16 protein-coding genes are annotated in these 22,488 nt (G+C 40.7%); 9 read left to right on the plus strand and 7 right to left on the minus strand.

The window, feature by feature from the left end; all coding sequences use genetic code 11:
* Nucleotides 1-198: 198 nt before the first annotated feature.
* The 7 genes from hemA (at nucleotide 199) to hemL (ending at nucleotide 7,558) form a co-directional block, all read left to right on the plus strand.
* Entirely contained in the window at nucleotides 199-1,434 is a 1,236-nt protein-coding gene (gene hemA / locus H4075_RS18680; protein ID WP_182802339.1) for a glutamyl-tRNA reductase, read from the plus strand.
* Nucleotides 1,406-2,374 carry a hydroxymethylbilane synthase gene (gene hemC, locus H4075_RS18685; protein WP_255460232.1) on the plus strand — a complete coding sequence of 323 codons (969 nt, stop codon included), beginning with the start codon at nucleotides 1,406-1,408 and terminating at the stop codon, nucleotides 2,372-2,374. Before hemA ends, hemC begins: the two co-directional genes overlap by 29 nt.
* Nucleotides 2,349-3,062 (plus strand): uroporphyrinogen-III synthase, encoded by a 714-nt coding sequence (locus H4075_RS18690; RefSeq protein ID WP_182802340.1) that lies wholly within the window; start codon nucleotides 2,349-2,351, stop codon nucleotides 3,060-3,062. Before hemC ends, H4075_RS18690 begins: the two co-directional genes overlap by 26 nt.
* Nucleotides 3,063-3,139: 77 nt before the next feature.
* Nucleotides 3,140-4,171: a uroporphyrinogen decarboxylase gene (gene hemE, locus H4075_RS18695; protein WP_182802341.1), complete on the plus strand. Its 1,032-nt coding sequence runs from the start codon at nucleotides 3,140-3,142 to the stop codon at nucleotides 4,169-4,171.
* 74 nt (nucleotides 4,172-4,245) lie between these two features.
* Nucleotides 4,246-5,211: an oxygen-dependent coproporphyrinogen oxidase gene (gene hemF / locus H4075_RS18700; protein WP_182802342.1), complete on the plus strand. Its 966-nt coding sequence runs from the start codon at nucleotides 4,246-4,248 to the stop codon at nucleotides 5,209-5,211.
* Nucleotides 5,212-5,280: 69 nt separating this feature from the next.
* Entirely contained in the window at nucleotides 5,281-6,258 is a 978-nt protein-coding gene (gene hemB, locus H4075_RS18705; RefSeq protein WP_182802343.1) for a porphobilinogen synthase, read from the plus strand.
* A 16-nt stretch (nucleotides 6,259-6,274) separates the two neighbouring features.
* Nucleotides 6,275-7,558: a glutamate-1-semialdehyde 2,1-aminomutase gene (gene hemL / locus H4075_RS18710; RefSeq protein WP_182802344.1), complete on the plus strand. Its 1,284-nt coding sequence runs from the start codon at nucleotides 6,275-6,277 to the stop codon at nucleotides 7,556-7,558.
* A gap of 31 nt (nucleotides 7,559-7,589) precedes the next feature.
* Here the strand turns inward: hemL and H4075_RS18715 are convergent, their stop codons facing one another.
* From H4075_RS18715 to H4075_RS18730, 4 genes are all read right to left on the minus strand, one after another.
* On the minus strand, nucleotides 7,590-8,906 hold the full coding sequence (locus tag H4075_RS18715; RefSeq protein WP_182802345.1) for a PepSY-associated TM helix domain-containing protein: 1,317 nt from the start codon (nucleotides 8,904-8,906) through the stop codon (nucleotides 7,590-7,592).
* A 98-nt stretch (nucleotides 8,907-9,004) separates the two neighbouring features.
* Nucleotides 9,005-11,452 carry a TonB-dependent receptor gene (locus H4075_RS18720; RefSeq protein WP_182802346.1) on the minus strand — a complete coding sequence of 816 codons (2,448 nt, stop codon included), beginning with the start codon at nucleotides 11,450-11,452 and terminating at the stop codon, nucleotides 9,005-9,007.
* Nucleotides 11,453-11,632: 180 nt separating this feature from the next.
* Complete coding sequence (locus H4075_RS18725; protein ID WP_182802347.1) at nucleotides 11,633-13,885, minus strand: TonB-dependent receptor family protein; 2,253 nt, start codon at nucleotides 13,883-13,885, stop codon at nucleotides 11,633-11,635.
* 114 nt (nucleotides 13,886-13,999) lie between these two features.
* Entirely contained in the window at nucleotides 14,000-14,938 is a 939-nt protein-coding gene (locus H4075_RS18730) for a helix-turn-helix domain-containing protein (protein WP_182802348.1), read from the minus strand.
* Nucleotides 14,939-15,207: 269 nt separating this feature from the next.
* Here H4075_RS18730 and gyrB point away from each other — a divergent pair, with 269 nt between their 5' ends.
* Together gyrB and H4075_RS18740 are read left to right on the plus strand one after the other, a co-directional pair.
* Nucleotides 15,208-17,205, plus strand: a complete 1,998-nt coding sequence (gyrB, locus tag H4075_RS18735; RefSeq protein ID WP_182802349.1) for a DNA topoisomerase (ATP-hydrolyzing) subunit B — start codon at nucleotides 15,208-15,210, stop codon at nucleotides 17,203-17,205.
* Nucleotides 17,206-17,382: 177 nt separating this feature from the next.
* Complete coding sequence (locus H4075_RS18740; RefSeq protein WP_182802350.1) at nucleotides 17,383-17,580, plus strand: hypothetical protein; 198 nt, start codon at nucleotides 17,383-17,385, stop codon at nucleotides 17,578-17,580.
* 66 nt (nucleotides 17,581-17,646) lie between these two features.
* Here the strand turns inward: H4075_RS18740 and H4075_RS18745 are convergent, their stop codons facing one another.
* The 3 genes from H4075_RS18745 to mfd all read right to left on the minus strand — a co-directional run bounded on the left by H4075_RS18745 (nucleotide 17,647) and on the right by mfd (nucleotide 22,415).
* Nucleotides 17,647-18,303, minus strand: a complete 657-nt coding sequence (locus H4075_RS18745) for a hypothetical protein (protein WP_182802351.1) — start codon at nucleotides 18,301-18,303, stop codon at nucleotides 17,647-17,649.
* Nucleotides 18,304-18,426: 123 nt separating this feature from the next.
* Entirely contained in the window at nucleotides 18,427-18,792 is a 366-nt protein-coding gene (locus H4075_RS18750; protein WP_182802352.1) for a DUF4870 domain-containing protein, read from the minus strand.
* Nucleotides 18,793-18,959: 167 nt separating this feature from the next.
* Nucleotides 18,960-22,415 (minus strand): transcription-repair coupling factor, encoded by a 3,456-nt coding sequence (mfd, locus tag H4075_RS18755; protein WP_255460233.1) that lies wholly within the window; start codon nucleotides 22,413-22,415, stop codon nucleotides 18,960-18,962.
* Between the last annotated feature and the right edge of the window lie 73 nt (nucleotides 22,416-22,488).

The raw sequence follows: 22,488 nt of genomic DNA on the forward strand, positions 1-22,488 counted from the left end.
TTTCCAAAGAAATCTGTATCAAATGTGTTTTTTTAAAGATGAACTGTAGTGATTTTATTACAAGAATTTTCCTGTTGACAAACAGCTGTTATCATGATAAAAATCAATGAGTAATATGACATTGCAATGACAGATTTTTTAGGTTCATAGGGCAGTCTGCAACTACATTTGCGCTGTAGAATTTCGAACGATTAACTCATGCACAGAACAGGCGCAAAAGACATATCAAAATTTTTTATTGCGGGTATCAACTACCGCAAAACAGATGCATTGATCAGGGGTCAGTTTGCCGTTAATCCGGAACAATACAAAACCATCCTTGAACTTGCTCCAGATTTTGCCGTGCATGAATTCTTTTTGATCTCCACCTGCAACCGTACAGAGATCTATGGATTTGCTGATGAAGCTGATCAACTCATTCGTCTGCTTTGCACACAAACCGAAGGAACGGTTGAGCAATTCAGACAACTTTCTTACATCAAACAAGGACAGGAAGCCATTAACCATCTCTTTACTGTAGGTGGCGGATTGGATTCCCAGATCTTAGGCGATTATGAAATTGTTGGTCAGATCAAACAAGCAGCAAAGCTTGCCAAACAACATGATCGTATTGATGCATTTACCGAGCGTTTGGTGAACTGCATGTTGCAATCATCAAAAGCCATCAAGAACAATACAGCGTTGAGCGATGGTACTGTTTCTGTTTCGTTTGCAGCAGTGCAATACATTCGCAAGCACATTAAAGGAATCAAAAGCAAAAAGATATTGTTGCTGGGTACCGGCAAGTTTGGTCGCAACACCTGCAAAAACTTAGTGGATTATCTCGGTACAAAAAATATTACGCTCATCAACCGTACGGAAGAGAAAGCAACTACACTGGCTGAAGAATTAGGTTTGCACTCAGCTCCTTTAGAAGAGTTGCAACAACATATCACTACTGCAGATATTATTCTGGTAGCAACCAATGCTACTGAGCCTACCATTCTAACATCGCACCTGGAAGGATTGAATCATAAACTCATTATTGATCTTTCCATTCCTTATAATGTTGAGCAGTCAGCCAAAGAATTAGCCAACATTACGCTTGTAAATGTGGATGAATTATCGAAGCTGAAAGATGAAACGTTGACCAAACGTGAAGCCGAGGTGCCCAAAGCAAAAGCCATCATTGCCGAACATATTGCAGAGTTTATCGACTGGTACCAGATGCGCAAACATGTGCCGGTATTAAAAGCGGTAAAAACAAAGCTGAAAGAAATACATACTTCCCCATTATACATAACTTTGCAACCGCATCATACAGCCTGCAATAAGACCGATGAAAAAATTCAGCGGGTGATCAATGGCATGGCGTCAAAAATGAAGGAGCAAAACCAACGTGGCTGCTATTACATTGAAGCCATCAATGAGTTTATTGCTACGGGCACAGATTAAAATGGGACAAACAATCCGCATTGGAACAAGGGAAAGTCAATTAGCAGTATGGCAGGCAACAACGGTAAAAGAATTGCTCGCCCAACATGGCTTTACTTCCGAATTAGTTTACATTAAAAGTGAAGGTGATATTGATTTAAAAACACCCTTGTATGAAATGGGGGTGCAAGGCATTTTTACAAGAAGCCTTGATCTTGCTTTACTAAACAATACAATTGATATAGCGGTACACTCCATGAAAGATGTGCCTACACAATTACCGAAAGGAATTATACAAGCTGCGGTGTTACCAAGAGGACCGGTGAACGATCTGTTGGTGTGGAAGGGTGAATGGTCAATGGTGAATGGTGAATGGTCAATACCGGGAAAAGCAGAACTACAAATAGCGACCAGCAGTATCAGAAGGAAAGCACAATGGTTAAATAAATTTCCTTCGTCTAAAATTCATAACCTGCGTGGTAATGTAAATACACGTTTACGTAAGTTGAAAGAAGAGAATTGGGATGCAGCCATTTTTGCTGCTGCGGGATTGGAACGCATCAATCTTCGTCCTGAAAATTCAATTGAACTGGATTGGATGCTACCTGCACCTGCACAGGGAGCCATCATGGTTGTTTGCAGGGAAGAAGATAGTTATGCGTTGGAAACATGTGTACATTTTAATGATGCTGATACCGACTTCTGCACAAAGATCGAACGTGATTTTTTGCGTGCTTTAATGGGTGGATGTTCTACACCAATCAGTGCATATGCAGAAATGAAAGATGATGAAGTTCATTTTAAAGGAAATATTTTATCACTCGATGGAAAGCAGAAAGCAGAATTTGAAATTACAATGCCAGTGTGGGAAGCAACAGACATGGGTTTCTATGCAGCAGAACAAATTTTGAATCACGGTGGACAAGCCATCGCAGATGAAATTCAACATGCAGGAAAATAATATTCAAATACTATCTACACGACCATTGAGTAAATCATTGGTGCAAGAAGCAAAAGCTGCCGGTATTGCGATTGATGAGTTGTCATTTATTGATACCGAACCGATACAGGACATCACTACACAACAGGAAATTGAACAGGCGTATCTGCAATCGTCCACTGTTGTATTCACGAGTATGAATGCAGTTGATGCTGTTGTTGCATGGCAGGATGGACAACAGCCTGATTGGGTGATCTATTGCATGGGCAATACCACCAAACAAAAACTGAAAGAAAATTTCGGCGATCATAGTGTAGTGGGTACAGCCAATAATGCTGCAGAACTTGCAGAGCGTATTACAGAAGAAAGTGATGCCGATGAAGTGATCTTTTTTTGCGGTGAACAACGCAGGGATGAATTGCCGGCTATTCTCCGTAGCAAAGGAATAGAAGTACAGGAGATCATTGTATACGAAACCATTCACACGCCGCACAAGATCAGTAAGACATATCAAGCCATTTTATTTTACAGTCCCAGTGCTGTAAGCAGTTTTTTCAGCAACAATAAAGTACCTGCGCAAACAATTTTGTTTGCCATTGGTAATACTACAGCAAAAACGATTCAACAATATTGTAATAATACCATCATCATCGGCAAATCACCCGGCAAAGAAGAACTGGTAAGGCTGGCGATGGAATATTTTTCTTGAGTAATGAGTGATGAATAATGAGTGGCGCCGCTGCTTAACAACTCATCACTGATCACTCATCATTCATACAAATAATTATGACTCAACTAAAGAACGACTTATTATTAAAAGCACTCAGAGGAGAAACGGTAGAGCGTCCGCCGGTGTGGATGATGCGCCAGGCAGGAAGATATTTACCAGATTATATTAAACTGCGTGAGAAATATGATTTCTTCACCCGTTGTCAAACTCCCGAGCTTGCAACTGAAATTACTTTGCAACCGGTTGATCAGGTTGGTGTAGATGCAGCGATCATCTTCAGTGATATCTTGGTGATTCCTCAAGCAATGGGTGTTGAAGTATTGATGGAAGAAGGCAAAGGACCATCACTGCCCAAAACAATTGCTACGCAAAAAGATATTGATGCATTGATCACAACAGGTGCAGAAGAAAGTTTGAAGTATGTGTATGATGCTTTGAGTTTAACTAAGAAAGAATTGAATGGTCGTGTGCCCTTGATTGGTTTTGCTGGTGCACCATGGACCATCCTTTGTTATATGGTGGAAGGCAAAGGAAGTAAGACATGGGATAAAGCGAAACAGTTTGCATATACACAACCTGCAAGGGCACATCAACTTTTGCAGAAGATCACTGATATTACCATTGTATATTTAAAGAACCAGGTGAAAGCAGGTGCTGATACTGTGCAGGTGTTTGACAGCTGGGCAGGTTCTTTATCACCAGCCGATTTTAAATTATATGCACAGCCTTATTTATTCCAGATCGCTGAAGCGTTGAAAGATGATGCGCCTGTGATCTTATTTCCGAAAGGAACATGGCATGCGTTGAAAGAGATCAGTGAAAGTGCAGCAAGTGGCGTGGGTATCGATTGGTGCATTACACCACAAATGGCAAGAGAGTTTACGCAGAACAAGATCACCATACAGGGTAACTTTGATCCGGCAAAATTGCTGGCACCAATTCCTGAGATCAGGAAAGCTGTGAAAGAAATGATCGATGCATTTGGAACTCAGCGATACATTGCTAATTTGGGTCATGGAATTACACCCAATGTACCGGTTGATCATGCAAGAGCATTTGTTGATGCAGTGAAGGAATATAAATTGTGAATGGTCAATGGTCAATGGTGAATATCTGAATGTAAGACTCCATTGACAATTCACCATTCACCACTCACAATTATATGGACGTTAAAGAAACCTGGATATCATTCATTCATGATTTGCAAAACAGAATCTGTTCTGCCTTGGAAGAAGTGGATGGGAAAGCAACTTTTTTTGAAGATGCATGGGAACGCCCCGAAGGTGGCGGTGGTAAAACACGTGTGATTGCCAATGGCAATGTGTTAGAGAAAGGTGGTGTGAATACTTCGATTGTGTTTGGCGATGTAACAGATGCAATGAAAACACAACTCAAGATCAACGGAGCAAAATGGTTTGCCTGTGGATTGAGTTTGGTGATTCATCCGCTAAATCCATTTGTACCAACTGTACATTGCAATTACCGCATGTTTGAGTTGTATAATGAAAACGATGAAGTTATTGATCGTTGGTTTGGCGGCGGTACAGATCTAACTCCTTATTATTTATTTGAAGAAGATGCAAAACATTTTCATCAGACTTACAAAAATGCATGCGATGCTTCTGATCCTTCCTTCTACCCTAAGTTCAAGAAAGAGTGCGATAATTATTTTGTGAACTGGCATCGCAACGCAGAACGCAGAGGTATTGGTGGTATTTTTTATGATTACCAAAGAGCGACTGAACAACAAGATGTAACTTTCTGGATTGAGCTTGCAAAGAAATGCGGCAATGCATTTATGGATGCTTACATTCCCATTGTTGAAAAAAGAAAAGGCACAGCTTATACAGCAGACAATAAACACTGGCAGGAAATACGTCGGGGGAGATATGTTGAGTTCAACTTAGTGCATGACCGTGGCACCTTGTTCGGTTTAAAAACCAACGGACGTATTGAAAGTATTTTGATGAGCTTACCTCCTACCGTTCGCTTTGAATATAATTATCAACCTGCGTTCGGAACTGAAGAATACAAATTGCAGGAAGCATGTTTACACCCAAGAGATTGGTTAAATGAAATAAGTGAGGAAGAAAAAATTGCTTGGGCAAAGCGATCGAACTCTTGTTAACGGTACTAACCCCGACAGCGGTGGCAAACCCTGTCGGCGGTTGTTTAGAATCTAACTAAAAGAAATTGTATGTTCTTACAAAGAAGAAACAGAATTACCCGTCAATCAGAAGCGATCAGAAGTTTAGTGAGTGAAACAAAACTCTCACCTAACGACTTTATTGTTCCACTTTTTATTGATGAAGGAACAAATATCAAAACTGAAATCGCTTCAATGCCCGGCTACTACCGTAACAGTTTAGATGTTACCGTAAATGAAGTGAAAGAACTTTGGAGCATGGGTTTAAAAAGTGTGTTGCTCTTTGTAAAATCAAAAGACGAATTAAAAGATAACACCGGTAAAGAAGCCTGGAATAAAGACGGACTGATGCAACGCAGCATCAAAGCCATTAAAGATGCTGTACCGGAAATGTATGTGATGACGGATGTGGCGCTTGATCCTTATTCTTCATACGGACATGATGGCATTGTGAAAGATGGGCAGATCGTTAATGACGAAACAGTAGAAGCATTGGTGAAGATGAGTATCTCTCATGCAGAAGCAGGTGCAGACATGGTTGCTCCAAGTGACATGATGGATGGACGCATCGGCGCTATCCGCAAAGGACTGGAAGAAAATAATTTCATCAATACTGGCATCATGAGCTACAGTGCAAAATATGCATCCTGTTTTTATGGTCCGTTTCGTGATGCATTAGACAGCGCACCCGGTTTTGGTGATAAGAAAACCTACCAGATGGATTACTCAAATCGCATTGAAGCCATCAAAGAAACAATGATGGATGTGGAAGAAGGAGCTGATATCGTCATGGTGAAACCAGCGTTGAGTTATTTAGATATCATTCGTGAAGTAAAGAATGCAGTAAATGTTCCAGTAAGCGCTTATAACATCAGCGGCGAATATGCCATGATCAAAGCAGCAGCAGAAAAAGGATGGATCAATGAAGACAAAGCGATCATGGAAGTACTCACTTCAATCAAGCGTGCAGGCGCTGATTTAATCGCAACTTATTTTGCAAAAGATTTTATAAGAATTACAGGCCAGTAAGGCTAAACATAAAAAGATGTACAAAAAAAGCAAAGAACTATTCGAACGGGCACAGAAAAGTATTCCGGGTGGCGTTAACTCCCCGGTACGTGCATTTAAAAGCGTAGGCGGCACACCTCTCTTCATGCAAAAAGCAAAAGGTGCTTACATGTATGATGCAGATGGTAATCAATACATCGATTACATTGCTTCTTGGGGACCAATGATTTTGGGTCATGCGCATGAACCCATTGTAAAAGCCATCCAGGAAAAAGCATTGGATTCAACTTCCTTTGGCGCACCAACCGAATTGGAAATTGAAATGGCTGAACTCATTCTCAGCATGGCACCGAATGTTGATATGATCCGTATGGTAAGCAGCGGTACAGAAGCATGCATGAGTGCAGTGCGTTTGGCAAGAGGTTATACAGGAAGAAACAAGATCATCAAGTTCGAGGGACATTATCACGGTCATGCAGATTCGTTTTTAGTGAAAGCAGGAAGTGGTGTTGCAACGTTTAATATTCAAACCGTCCCCGGAGTTACTGCAGGTGTTGCGAATGATACGCTGACTGCAGCTTACAATGATCTAGACGCTGTAAAAAAATTAGCAGCAGAACATAAAGGAGAGATTGCAGCCATCATTGTAGAACCTGTTGCAGGCAACATGGGTTGCATTTTACCAAAGGCAGGTTTTCATGAAGGCTTGCGCAAGTTGTGTGATGAAGAAGGAATCGTCTTCATCTTCGATGAAGTTATGACGGGCTTTCGTTTGGCACCCGGTGGTGCACAGGAACTTCTCGGCATCAAAGCTGATCTTGTTACTTATGGAAAAGTAATTGGCGGCGGCATGCCTGTTGGTGCATTTGGCGGTAAGAAAGAAATTATGCAGCACATTGCACCGCTTGGTAATGTTTACCAGGCCGGAACATTAAGCGGCAATCCGATTGCGATGATTGCGGGCTTTACACTACTGACTGAATTAAAGAACAACCCATCTATTTATAAAGAACTCGAAGAAAAAACAATCTACTTACGTGATGGGTTGAACGAAGTATTGAAAGCATGGGGACAACCTTATGTGATCAATCAACTGGGTTCGATGATCAGCATTCATTTCAGTGATCATGCTGTTGTTGATTTTGCAAGCGCCGCATCAGCAAATAATGAGTTGTTCAAAAAATATTTTCATGCCATGTTGAAGCGTGGAGTTTATTTACCTCCTTCTGCATTTGAAAGCTGGTTTCTCAACAACGCATTAACGTATGAAGATCTGGACAAAACAATCCAGGCAACAAAAGAAAGTTTAGAAGAACTATAAATAAAAAGGGGCTGAATTCAGCCCCTTTTTATTACGCAACTTTTTCATCACCCCTTAATGAAACGACAGGCTCTTCTTTATTTGTTTTCTTTTTCTTCTTCATCTTGTTCAGCCAGATCATCGTTCCTGTAATCGGTAAACTGGTTGCAATCAAACAAGCAAGGAAATAAAGGATCTTGGTAAACGTACCATATACATTCCCAACATGAATCGCTTTGATAGATCCTGCAACACGTTCATTAAATGGTTTCTTCTTAAAAATATCCAGCTTCACTACTTTACCGCTCTTTGGATCCATAGTGATCCTATCACCTGCAGCAGGCGCAAAGAAACCAAGCTTTGTTTTGCTGATCATTGTTTTTGCATCTGCATCAGCAGGCAGCGTGATCACATAATTTCCTTTATACGCTAATAATTTATCTGCTTCACGTATATAATCTGCAATCGATAATTGAGCACTAGCCAACGCAGTTGTATCTGCTCCAGCTTCTTTCTTTCGTTCGGCTTCCTTCCGTTCGCCTCTTGCCTGTCCTTCTCTTCCTTCACCTCCGGGTTTTTCTTTTGGCGTCTCTTTTGGTTTATAAGTACCCAATGTTTTTTGTAACCCTGTTCTGTACCATTCAAACGACCATTGCGGACCGGTTAATCCCATCAGCAATAAAAAGATCAATGAGTAAAACGCAAGACTGTTATGCAAATCATGATTCACACGTTTCCATCCTGCATTCCATTTTATTTTTAATCCTTGTCGCCAGTGTTTTACTTTTTGCGGGAACCAGATGATCAAACCTGTGATACATCCCAACGTAAAAATGATCGTTGCCCAACCGGTGATCATACTACCCAGCTTTCTGTTTTCTAAGCCATCGATGATCGGCTCCTTCACTTTATCCAGCAACAACCAACGATGCAAACTGAACATCGTTCCCATAAATTCTTTTGTACCATTTTTTTCTTTCGAGTTGCCGACAATTGCACCTTTGTATGGATTCACCATGTAAGTTGTTCCGCCTCTTGCTGTGCTGTCTTCTTTCTTCTTTACATTGAATTGATACGTACGATTCAATTCGGCAGGAATGGTTACACTTGCAATCGTGCCGCCCGTTTCCTGTTTTACTTTTTCCACTAATGAATCAATGGGTATTCGTTCCTGTCCTGCAACGGGTTGCACTTTATACAAATGCGGCGCAGCTTTTTCGGTGAGTTCAGTATTGAATACATATACCGTTCCGCTGAAACAAACAGCAATTACAATCAATGCACTGCTGAGTCCCAGCCAGAGATGGATATCATTGAAGAACTTTCTTATTCGCTGCCATTTGGTTTTTTCTATAATTGCTTTGGCCATTTTATCTCGATTATCTTCTTTTACGATTGTTAACTATGTGAAAAAGGAATCTCATTGCTGCGATTCCCTTTTTGACGTTATTTAGTTATTTTCCTTGCTTAAAATTTATAGGCAACCGTTGCCACAAACTGGCGTGGGGCAATCGGGTTGATGCTATAATTTTCATGCACATAATAATTAAGAGCGTTTGTAAGGTTTGAAACTTTGGCAAGTAAAGAAAAACGTTTGATAGTGTAACCGGCAGTTACATCAACGGTTGTAAATCCTTCTACCGGAATCAATCTTGAATAGTTTTGCGCCTGACCAATAGTATTATTCCATCCACCAAAACGATCTCCCACATAAAATACTGATGTACCAAATTTCAACCCATTCAATTTGCCTTTACTGATCGTATAAAATGCGCTTGCATTTGCTGTGTGTGCAGGTGTGCTTACCAGGCGATCGCCTTCTACATAACTGCCCACTTTATCAGGTGTTTTGGTATAACGCATATCGTTAAAGCTGTACCCGGCCATTACTGAAAAACCTTTCATCGGGTTAGCTGTAACATCAAGCTCAATACCATTGCTCGTTGTTTGTCCTGTGAGTTCTTTCAGGTTACTGTTATTATTTGGGTTTCCGTTCTGATCGAACTGTGCTGTTTGTGCAAGATTATTGTTTACGATTTTATAAGCCGTAACATTCACCGTTAATTTTCCTTTCAACAGAATGTTTTTTATACCTAGTTCATATTGATCAATAATTGAAGGAGGCAAAACATTGTTGTAAATATCTAATCCGGTATTCACAGAAAATGAATTAGAGTAGCTGACAAAGAATGATACATTGGGTTTCATACGATACACTAATCCAATACGTGGCGAAAATGCTTTATCAGCCTTAATCTTTCCTTTTGCTATTGAATCTTTCGCTAAGTAAGTTGTTGTTGCCGGAGATGATTCCTGTAAAGACCAACGAATACCTGCCAGTAATTTTATCTTTTCAGTAATGCTGATGAGATCCTGCACATAAGCGCCTACTCTGTTCACAGGCGTTTGAACAAATGTTACTCTTGTTGCAACAGGAATATCAGTACGACGAACAAATTTGTTTGGATCAAGAATATTAATGCTGTCATAGATCTTTCCCTGTATATCGTAATTGTAGGTTTCGGTGAGATAATTATCGGCATCAACTCCAGCCAGCAATGTATGTTCAACTGTTCCGGTTTTGAATTTACCATTGAGGTTGACCTGGCCTGTAAAATATTTTTCCCTTGTATCAACACGACCTAATGGACGACCCCAATCTCCATTTACTTTTGCCTGGATACGTTCGACTGAATAATAATCACGATCAAATTGCTGGTAAGAAACAACAGTTCCTAACTGCCAGTTATTATTGAATGCATGTCTTACTGTTGCAGAAGTTGTTGCCTGCTGGGTAATATTATATTGCCAATTGGTACCCATAAAACGTGAGCGAGGCACATCGGGAATAACCGTATTACCCAATGAGCCTATTCCGAAGTCAGGAGTAAAATCATGTTTCAGATAATCACCTTCGATGATTAATTCAGTTTTGCTGCTAAGTTTAAAAAGTAAAGATGGATTTACATAGTAACGTGTTGATGACACCTGGTCACGGTAGCTGTTTGCAGATTCAAACGTTCCGTTTACACGGTATGCAATATGTTTGTTGATGGGGGCATAAATATCAAACACTGGTTTCCAGAGATTAAAGCTACCTGCACGCAAGCTTACTTCGCCACCAAACATAAATTTAGGTTTCTTGGTTACCATGTTCAACACACCTCCCGGTGCAACATTACCATAAAGAATAGCTGCACTGCCTTTTAATATCTCAACACTTTCAAGCGAGCTCACCTCAGGCATTGCAGCACTGTTTACTCTTGAACCATTCTTAAACATATTAGTTGATGAAAACCCATAACCTCTTGCAAAAAAACTTTCCTGTGTGCTGGCCCTTGTTGTGCCGAGATACACACCGTTCACATTTCTCACCACATCACTCAGGCGTTGCGCCTGTTGATCTTTGATCACCACTTCACTAACAGTAGCAATCGCTTGCGGCAGATCCATTGGTTTAATTAAAGACTTGCCAAACACCGTTGCCTTATCGTTTACTCCTCTGAAGTAAGCGATCACAATTTCATTCAGCTCTTTTGCATTTTCAATTAAAACAAAATTGGTAGTAAGCACCTCGTTTTCGCTCACTTTTATTTTCTTTTCAATTGTCTGAAGTCCTGTAAATGATGCAACAATTGTATACTCACCTACCGGTACATTACTGATCCTGAACGAACCATCTTCGAGACTGACAGCTCCTTTATTGATCTCTTTTAAAAATATGCTTACATGTTCTGCAGCCTTACCATCAACAGTAGTTACAACACCTTTAATACTTTGTTGCGCTGGCACCGGATTTGCGTTAACATTCTGTTGGGATGTTGCTGAGCTGCCATTAAAACCTTGTTGCGCAAATATGGTTGATGTGAGAAGTGTAAAAAGAATAATTAGTTTGGTCCTTGATTTCCGTTCCATTGATCTTATATATTATGTTTTTTATAAGATGCAAATTTGGTTCAAGCCAACTCAAATCATTTACAGAATGAGGAAAACAGTTTACGCAATACGAAAACAAAGAGCTACTAAAAGTTTTTTCATACTGAAATAAAAAAAACTTCATCTTTTGAGTGAAGTTTTTTCATGATTAGTTTCGATTTAGAATTTCGCTCCTACGCTAATAAAGAACGTTCTACCGTCAGCAGGTAATGCACCCGGACCCGGATAACCACCTGCACGACGTGTGAAATATTTTTCATTCGTGAGATTATTAATGCCTGCTTTAATATTTAGATTTTTATTGAAACGATAAGACGCAGTTAAATCGGTAACAGTATATGCCGGTATTATTCCGTTTTGTGCATTTGCTGATGGCGCAACGGTATTGTTTGCATCTGCAAACGCATCACTCACATAACTTACCTGTGTAGTGAAAGAAAATCCTTTGAACGAATAAGTTAAACCACTTCTAACAATATGCTCTGGTGCGTTTTCCACTTTCTTATTCTGCAGATTGCTTTCAACCAACTGATTGTTATTATTCTTTGTTATCACCTTAAAGTTACCATAACGTGCATCTGTGTAACCATAAGAAACAAACAGGTTAATATCTCCCCATGTTGATTTATCAGTAATTGCTTTTACCGGGCTGAACTCTACCAAGGCTTCAATGCCTTTGCTTGTGCTGTTACCAACATTGGTACGATAGTTATAAAAACTTCCATCCGTGCGTTGCTGCACAATGGTACCAATACGATTATTGTATTGCAGGTAAAATGCACTTACATCAAAAAAGAGATATGAACCAAAACGTCCACGATAGCCTAAATCAGCATTATATCCCTTCGCATCTTTGATATCCTGGTCCACAACATCGGTTGTGGGCGGTGCTGTTAAATCTGCAAATTGCACGGGGCGGTAAGCTTGTGTGATATTTGCATAGAGTTCGCTCATTGATGTAACATGATATTCTGCACCTACGCCTGCCAGAACAAATCCACGGCTGCGTTTTTGATTCTGTAATAACACTTCATTTCCTCCGCTGAAACCATTGCGTCCACTTGCTTGTCCGGTAATATATTCGTAACGTAAACCTGGAATAACGATCAACTTTTCAGATAGTCTGAAAATATTTTCTGCATGCAAAGCTGCATTGATCGTATTGAAGTCAATATCTCTTGTCCAGATACCATCGCTCACGGTCATGTCATAATCTGTTCCTGTACTTCCTTTTCCGTCAGCTGCATAACGCAATGTTGTGCCTTTGTATAAACGCCCGCCCAATGAAAATGAGTTATTCATTTTTCCAAGCTTGTAAGCACCAAGGTAACGTACTTCCAAACCATAGTTCCTGTAATCATCTTCATTCAGGTTACGTGTGTTGTATTGATTGGTGGTTTTGTTGATGGTATCTTTTACAGTAATGCCTGCTGATGGCATAAAACCCACACTGTTCCTGTCGCCATGTACCGCAAATAACTTTACATTCAGGCGTGATGTTTCACTAAATTTATAATTGCTGATGAGTGCGGCTGTTGTCCAGCTAACATCAAACCAGTTTCGGCTTCTGAAACTTTGTTTGATGTCTTGTTTCAATTGAGCATCTGTTAATCCACCGGGTTGCTGGCTACGCATATTACTGCGCATCAACTCTGCAGTCACTGAAAATTTATCCGTAAAACGATAAGTGAATGTTCCAAAACCGGAGTTATTATAGTAGCGGCTGTTCTGCCTGTATCCATCTGCGTTACGATGGTCAAAGAAACCATAGTAATGATATTTTTTTGTTTCGCCACCTACAGCATTATAGCTATTAAACAAACCGTTGCTGCCAATGGTTTGTTGTGTTTCAAATTCAAACGGCTTATTAATTTCACTTCCGTTTCTAAGAATGTAATTCACCATTCCTCCAAACTGCGGTCCGTATTGCAGCGAACCATGTCCTCTGATGATTTCAATCCGTTGTACTGCCTGTAACTGCGGATTATAGTATGCTTCCGGATAACCATAAGGATCGGCAGCTATATCATAACCATTTTGTCTTGTGTTGAATTCCCAACTACGGTTAGGGCTCAATCCTCTTGCCGCAATACCGATCTGTATACCGCTGCCATCGCTTTCCCAAATTTGAATACCGGGAATTTTGGCTACCACTTGCCGCATGGTATTGGTAACAACATTTCCCTGCACATTATCGACTACAATTAATGAGTTCTTCTTACCAGCATTGATATTTACACCAACAATTTCCGGTAAAAAATGTACATCAGCACGGCTGTTACGGCCAACTACTGTTATATCGGCCAGGTATTTTGTATGGAGACGACTGCTGTCTGTTTTTGTTGAATCCTGTTGAGCTGTTGTTTGTAAAGCTATTATTGCCAGGCAAATTGTGATAATGGTTCTTTTCATGTTCATTCCCAAGTTTAATCGGGGGCAAAGGTGCATTACAACCATTCAAATCATTTACAGAATAAGGAAAACTGTTTACGCAATACGGAAAGCCTCAGAGAAAATGAACAGGTATTAGTTTGTTCTGAACAACAATTCACATGGCTTCAGCCCCGTGTGCTTTTTAAACGCAGTAGAAAAGTGTGAGATGGAGGAATAACCGAGTAATGCACTTACCTCGGTAACGCTTAACCCTTTTTCGTATAAAAGATATTTAGCGTGTTCCATTCGCTGGCTCTGGTAGAATTCGAAGATGGTAGTTCCGAACATTTCTTTGAACCCTTTTTTCAAATAACATTCGTTGGTTCCTACTTTACGGCTCAATTCTTTAATGGTGATGGGCTCGCCAATACGTTGCAATAAAATTTCCCTTGCCTGCAGAATGGTATCTTTTGCATTATCCGTTGCAAGAAAACGGCAAACAAAACTGTCTTCAGCTTTCTGATCAGTTAAACATTCTAATCCATACAACAGCAATGTTTGCAACTGGCTGTTTACATAAATATTCTCCAGTGCATTACTGTAATTATGCTGTAACAGGTTTTCCAATACCGTTCTGATACGGCTGCAAAGATTAACCGTTGTGATGAAAGATTGTTTTTCTTTAAACGCAAGCACCCGCTCACTTTTTGTTGTAATGGTTTTCCCTTTTACAAACGGAGTAAGATAAGAAGGAGAAAAACGAAACATGAATACATCGATTGTTGGCTCTGCAGTACAATCGGCCGATGTTTTTTTACAAACCCCGTTTGCGCAGGTTTTGCTGTTACAATATTTATTTCCATTGATGCAGAAACGCAGCTCAATATTCCGCTCCTTTGATTGCTGAGATTGCGAATTATACACCAGCACCGCCGTGTCTTCAGGAGTAACATGTGGCAGCAATTTGTAGCGATAAATACCATACTGCACCGAGCCGGGAATTTGCTTTTCCTGCTCATATACCAGATCCAGCTCATGTGTTAAGAGCGGGTTTCGGTTGGCGAGTGTGAGTAATTCGTTTAATTGCTGCATTGGGATGGCAAAGATAGGTCATAAAGCAGGGCTATTATCATGGGCTATTGACAGAGTTTTGTCATGTTTTTGGATGGAAAAAGAAGTAGTCTGCCGCTCCTGTTTTCAAGAATTCCACAAACTGTTTCAAACCCTTCATTTTCAGCAGAAAAATTGTGGATTTCTTGCTGTAAAATCGGCTTTAAAAATCGCTTCAACCGCTGCCTTTTCCGTACATTTGTCCGAATATATTTTCACCACTCCCAATCAGATTTTTTGAGAATCATTATATGAGCACAGAGTTAACAGACTTACAGGAAAAAGCCATCAGTGCAGCAGCACAAAATGCAGGTTATGGCGCCGACAGTATCCAGGTTTTAGAAGGTTTAGAAGCGGTTCGTAAGCGTCCCGCCATGTACATTGGCGATATCAGTGAAAAAGGTTTGCATCACCTCGTGTATGAAGTGGTCGACAACTCGATCGATGAAGCCCTTGCAGGTTATTGTAAAAACATTACAGTCAACATTCATGAAGATAACAGCATCAGTGTGCAGGATGATGGTCGTGGTATTCCTACTGCCATGCATACAAAAGAAAAACGTTCTGCACTTGAAGTTGTAATGACTGTGTTGCATGCCGGTGGTAAGTTCGATAAAGGTTCTTACAAAGTATCAGGTGGTTTGCATGGTGTGGGTGTAAGTTGCGTAAACGCATTGTCATCTAAACTGCAGGTAACCGTTCAGCGTGAAGGAAAAATATTTGAGCAGGAATATCGCATTGGTGTTCCTCAGTATCCTGTTCGTGAAGCAGGTGTAAGCGATATTACGGGTACAAGGGTTCATTTCTGGCCCGATACGACCATCTTCACCGCATCTGTTTATAAAAAAGAAATTCTTGAAGCACGTTTACGTGAATTATCGTTTTTGAATAAAGGCATCCGCATTATCCTCAACGATCTTCGTGAAGTGGATGAGAACGGTGCAACTTACAGTAACACATTCTTCAGCGAAGGTGGTATCACTGAATTTGTAGAATTGATTGAGAAGAATGGCAAACGCAGTCCACTGTTACCTCAAGTGATCTACATGGATGGTCATGACCCTGAGAGTAATGTAGCAGTAGAAGTTGCCATGGTGTATAATGACTCGTACAGTGAACATATCTTTTCATATGTAAACAACATCAACACCATTGAAGGAGGTACACACGTAACCGGTTTCCGCAGATCAATTACGAGGGTGTTTACATCATACGGAAAAAAAGAAGGCTTGTTTGAAAAAGCAAAAGTAGATGTTGAAGGAGATGATTTCCGTGAAGGTTTAACTGCTATCATTTCAGTAAAGGTTCCTGAACCACAGTTTGAAGGTCAAACAAAAACCAAGCTCGGCAACAGTGAAGTAAGTGGTATTGTGGAAACATCTGTAAGCCGCACACTGGAAGCTTATCTCGAAGAAAATCCAAGAGAAGCAAAGAACATCGTTCAAAAAATTATCCTTGCGGCACAGGCAAGAGCAGCAGCTAAGAAAGCACGTGAACTGGTGCAACGTAAAACCGTATTAAGCGGTGGCGGTTTGCCGGGTAAACTGGCTGATTGTTCTGATCGTGATCCTGAACGTTGCGAATTATATTTAGTCGAAGGTGATTCGGCAGGTGGTACTGCCAAGCAAGGCCGTGACCGTAGTTTCCAGGCCATTCTTCCTTTACGTGGTAAGATATTGAACGTAGAGAAAGCAATGGAGCATAAGATCTACGATAACGAAGAGATCCGGAATATGTTTACAGCTCTTGGTGTAAAGATGGGTACTCCTGAAGATCCAAAAGCGTTAGACATCAGCAAGCTTCGTTATCACAAGATCATCATCATGACCGATGCCGATGTGGATGGTAGTCATATCGCCACATTGATCCTTACTTTTTTCTTCCGTTATATGACGGCGATTGTTGAGCAGGGTTATCTCTATCTCGCACAGCCACCGTTATACCAGGTGAAGAAAGGAAAGGAAATGGCTTACGCATGGAATGAAGAAGAACGCAAAGCGTACGTTGCACAATTTGGTGCAGGTAAAGAAGACAGTGTGGGCGTACAACGATACAAAGGTTTGGGTGAAATGAATGCCGACCAGTTATGGGAAACAACCATGAACCCGGGCACACGTGCGCTGAAGATGGTTACGATTGAAAGTGCAGCGGAGGCCGACAGGGTATTCAGCATGCTTATGGGCGATGAAGTTGCTCCAAGAAGGGAGTTTATTGAAAGCCACGCCAAGTACGCAAACCTTGACATTTAAGGCGGAATTTTATACAAATCATACGAGCGGCCCGTCAATCCGGGTCGCTTTTTTATTGATTTTCAATGCATAGCGGCTGTGGAAAGCATTTTAAGTCCTTTTTTAGCGAAAATCTGTACTTTAGCCCGAACCGAGTGACGGTAATTATTAACTAACCCCCTCATAAAAAATTAAATTATGGAATTAACAGCGTATAACGTAAAGACAAAAGAAAAGAACGTTCCTATCCAGAATGCAGTAGTTGAGCGTACAGCTAAAGGTGGATACATTGCTAAAGGTGATGATGGAAAAGGTAACAAACTTACTGCCTTATTAGGCGAAGCAAAAGCTCTGGCTGCAATTGCTGCAGGCACTGCAAAAAAAGGCTGGGATTAATCTTATTCTACCCATAAAAAAAGTCGTTCCGCTAACGTGGAACGACTTTTTTATTGACAGGATTCTTTATAAAGGAAATCTTCTTGCAATAGCTCTTGTTACATTTTGAATGGATTGCTGAAATGGATAGTTCCAATCTGTCTGGTTGGTAAATCGTGTGCTCCACACGGTATAACCTTCTTTCACAAGAGCACTACTCACAAACATATCACTTGTACGGGCCATTCCCGTTGGCACACCAATACCCGGAACAGTACGGTTAAGAATACCACCTACCACATCAACACCCATTGCCACTTCATTACTGAGAATATGGTTCTGCGTTACCTTGGTTGATACCACTGCGTCAACACCCAGTATTTTCGAAAGCTCTGCAGGATCCATTTGCCAGGATGCAGAATCAGTAATGCCTTTTTCCTCCAATAGTTTTTTAGTACGCTCCGAGCTTTGAAATTGAACCTGCGAGTAGCGACGCAAACGTGTATCAACATACTGCACCAGGTCGATGTACAAAGCACGGTTTAGAAACGTGCTGTTTCTTTCAATCATCTCATTTACCTGTTCAGGCGTTAATTTCTTTGGAATGTTTCCGGTTACTTCTAACTGAGCAGGAAGAATAGCAATGGTACGGATGTTATATTGCTGCACCCTTTCCATCATTCGTTTTCTTGCGCAGGAGTTGATCAGTAATGAGAGAGAAATCAAGAGTAGAACTTGTTTCATAAGCTCGGTTTTAATTGAATAATACAATGTGTCATAGATATTGGAACAATTGCAGTACCAAAATTAATAAAGGCTTTCGTTTATGAAAGCCTTTATCAATGAATTAACTTAAAAAAAGTAAAACTACTTGATGAAACGGATGGTGAATGGATAACGGTACAACACATCATCAGCCGCTTTTACGGCCGCAATGATGTAAATAATAAGCGAACCTATACCAATAGCAATCAAAAAGAAAATACCTATGATTATAAATATCAGTGGTATGCAGATGATGCAATAGATAACCACGCTGATTCCGAAATTCAATGCTTCTTTGGCATGCTCACCTACATAACGTGATTCATTCCTTTTTACAAGATATATGATTAAAGGAGCGAGGATGGAAAAGAAGATGGATAGTACATGTGTGAGAATAGCGATAGATCGTTCATCGCTGCTTACCTGTGCGTACCTGATCTCACTCGAATTTGCAAAGTTTTGTTCCATGAATGAAGGTTTAATGCTTTAAAAATGATCGGTTAAAGACGGAAGAAACAGCAACTTTGTACAATTAAAAATAAGAAGAAATTGGGTGGATTTAGAAAAACTACCCATTTATTCAGTTGGAAGTTTTCCGGCTTGATAAAAATGGAAAAATCTGTCGATGAGAAAGCTTATGCAGTAACCGGCTTTTCCACCACGGCGGCATGCATACGGGTTAACAGGCGAAGTAGTGCTTCCATGCCTTCCATATCACGAACAACCAACAGGAACAGTTTGCCGGTTTGTTTCAGTTGTGCTTTGTTGAGTGAAGTTTGCACAAACTGCATGATACCCTGAAATACCGATGATTCAAAATAAGGCGAATCAGGATTATTGATGAAGTAGCAACGAAGTGTTTGTTCTTTCAGTGTCATTTTTTCGAAGCCAAGTTCAACCGCCAGCTTACGGCAACGCACAGTTGTAAACAGATCCTCTACCTGCGATGGGATGGGGCCAAAACGATCGATGAGCTCTTTATGGAATTCGATCAAATCATCTTCGGTTTCACAGTTATCCAATCTTGTATACAAACTCAAACGTTCTGCAATACTTTCTACGTATGCATCCGGAATCAAAATCTCAAGATCGGTATCAATTACACAATCCTTCACATAGTTTTCCTGTTGCTGAATTTCTTCTTTAAAGAGTTCACGGAACTTCGTGCGTTTCAATTCACGGATAGCTTCGTCCAACACCTTCTGATACATTTCAAAACCGATCTCGGCCATGAAACCACTTTGTTCACCACCGAGCATATTACCTGCACCACGTATATCAAGATCACGCATGGCAATCTGGAAACCGCTTCCCAACTCACTATGCTGTTCTAATGTTTGCAAACGTTTTCTCGAATCGTTTGGCAGTGTACTCATAGGAGGAGCAAGCAAATAACAAAATGCTTTTTTGTTGCTTCGGCCTACACGTCCACGCAACTGGTGCAGATCACTTAAACCAAACTGGTGTGCATTGTTGATCATGATGGTGTTCACATTGGGAATATCAACACCGCTTTCAACAATGTTCGTGCAAACCAACACATCATATTTTTTGCCGATAAAATCGAAGATGCGCTCTTCAAGATCGTGACCTTCCATTTGTCCGTGTGCAAAACCAATGCTGAGGTCAGGACACAAACGTTGAATAATGGCAGCCATTTCAGCCAACCCTGCAATTCGATTGTGAATGAAAAAGACCTGTCCGCCACGCTCCGTTTCAAAATAGATCGCATCACGGATAAAATCTTCCTGGAACACCTGCACTTCGGTCTGTATGGGCTGACGGTTGGGAGGCGGCGTATTCATGATGCTGAGATCCCTTGCCCCCATTAAACTAAACTGCAACGTACGTGGAATAGGTGTTGCAGTTAGTGTAAGTGAATCCACATTCGTCTTCAACGTTTTGATCTTCTCCTTATGCCCCACACCGAACTTTTGTTCTTCATCCACAACCAGCAAACCAAGATCTTTAAACTTTACATCCTTGGCCAATAACGCATGTGTGCCAACAATGATGTCTACTTTTCCTTCCTGTAATTTCTGATAGGTTTCCTTTTTCTCTTTTGCCGATTTGAAACGGTTCACATAATCAACTGTTACAGGAAAATCTTTCAAACGTTCCTGGAATGTTTTATAATGCTGATAGGCGAGAATGGTTGTGGGCACCATGATAGCAGCCTGCTTTCCATCACATACCGTTTTAAATGCAGCACGAACGGCAATCTCTGTTTTACCAAAGCCCACATCTCCACACACCAGACGATCCATGGGTGATGGTGCTTCCATATCTTTTTTTACATCGGCTGTTGCTTTACTTTGATCTGGCGTATCTTCATACATAAATGAAGCCTCCAGTTCTGTTTGCAGATAACTATCCGGCGTATGTTGAAATCCTTGTTGTGCTTTACGTTGTGCATACAATTGAATAAGATCAAAAGCAATCTCTTTTACTTTCGTTTTCGTCTTTTCTTTTAACCGCTGCCATGCATCGCTGCCCAGTTTATTGATCTTCGGCACACTTCCCTCCTTGCCTGTGTACTTCGAGATTTTGTGCAGTGAGTTGATATTGACATAAAGGATATCACTGTCTTTATAGATCAAACGCACTGCCTCCTGCATTACACCATTCACTTCGATTTTCTGCAAACCACTGTATGTTCCAACGCCGTGATCGATATGCGTTACATAATCACCGGGCTGTAATTCTTTTAATGCACGAATGGTAAGTGCCTTGCTCTTGTTATATGCCTGTTTGACTTTGTACTTATGATAACGCTGGAAAATTTCGTGATCGGTATAGCAGATCACTTTCAAATCTTCATCTATAAATCCTTCATGAATAGCTAATGCAATTGGCGTGAAAGGAATCTCTGCTTTCAAATCAGCAAAGATGCTGTGAAGTCGTTCAAGCTGTTTTGGATTTTCTGCGAAGATGAATGTTTCAAATTTTTTCGTACCCCAACTTTTCAAATCACTTATTAATAATTCAAACTGCCGATTAAATGCCGGCTGATGTTTGGTATGATATTCAATTTCAAATCTGTTCTTCTCTTCAACTGTATTCAACAAGTGTGGTTCGTAACCAAACTCAATGGTATGATGTTGTTTGATCTGCTCTTCAACAATTGCTGCAGTGATGAAATCCTGTTCGTTGAGATCAATTTTTTCCAAACGCTCATCTTCATCACGCTCCTGTTTGGAAACCGGCAATTTCAAGAACTGCTCCATGTCTTCTTCCATAGTGAGCAGTCGCTCCTTCATCACATCAAAATCCTTCACCCATACAATCGTATTCTCCGGTAAAAATTCAAACAGCGAAACTTTCTCGCCACTTTCAAATTGTGTTTCCACATTCGGAATAATACTTACCTGCGCCAATCGTCGTTCACTCAACTGCGTTTCCGGATCGAAGATGCGGATGCTGTCTACATCATTCCCAAACAATTCCAAACGATAGGGCTTTTCATTGCCGAACGAATAAATATCGAGGATACCACCACGTACTGCAAACTGCCCGGGCTGATACACAAAATCGGTTCGTTCAAAACCAAGATCAACCAAAAAGCCCATCATATTATCAACGTCTAACGTGTCGTTGGTTTTGATGAGCAGCATATTGCCTTGCAGTTTCTTTGGCAACACTACTTTTTCAAACAACGCATCGGGGTAAGTAACAATTGCTCCAACCCGCTGACCGGTAGGCATTGAAAATTTCGTCAATGCTTCCGTACGCAACATCACATGCGAGGAATTGAGTAACCGAAAATTCTTTGGATGCTTGAATGAGGATGGGAAATAAAACAGGTTGAGTTCGTTGGTGATACTTTCCAGCGAATTGTGGAAGTAAGCAGCTTCTTCCGAGTCGTTTACGATAAACACATGGTTGAATTGCTCAAGCGAAGAATGATTGAAAACCGAAGCTGCCACAAACTGTGATGAGCTTCCCAAAAGGTTTTTTAGATAGATCCGTTGAGTTTGGGAAAAAGAAAGCCTGTCCGCCAGTTGAAAAAGGCGGGGATCATCATTAAATTTTTTCTGCAACAACTCAAAATTCACAGGCGGCAAAGATACGGTTGGAAGAAGTATTTTCATGCATGTCTGATTGTTCGGAAGGCTTTCTTTTTCGGGAAAGAATGCCTATTTTTGAACCGAATCCAAATCTGTA

Origin of the sequence: Lacibacter sediminis (assembly GCF_014168535.1) — a bacterium.
GTDB lineage: Bacteria > Bacteroidota > Bacteroidia > Chitinophagales > Chitinophagaceae > Lacibacter > Lacibacter sediminis.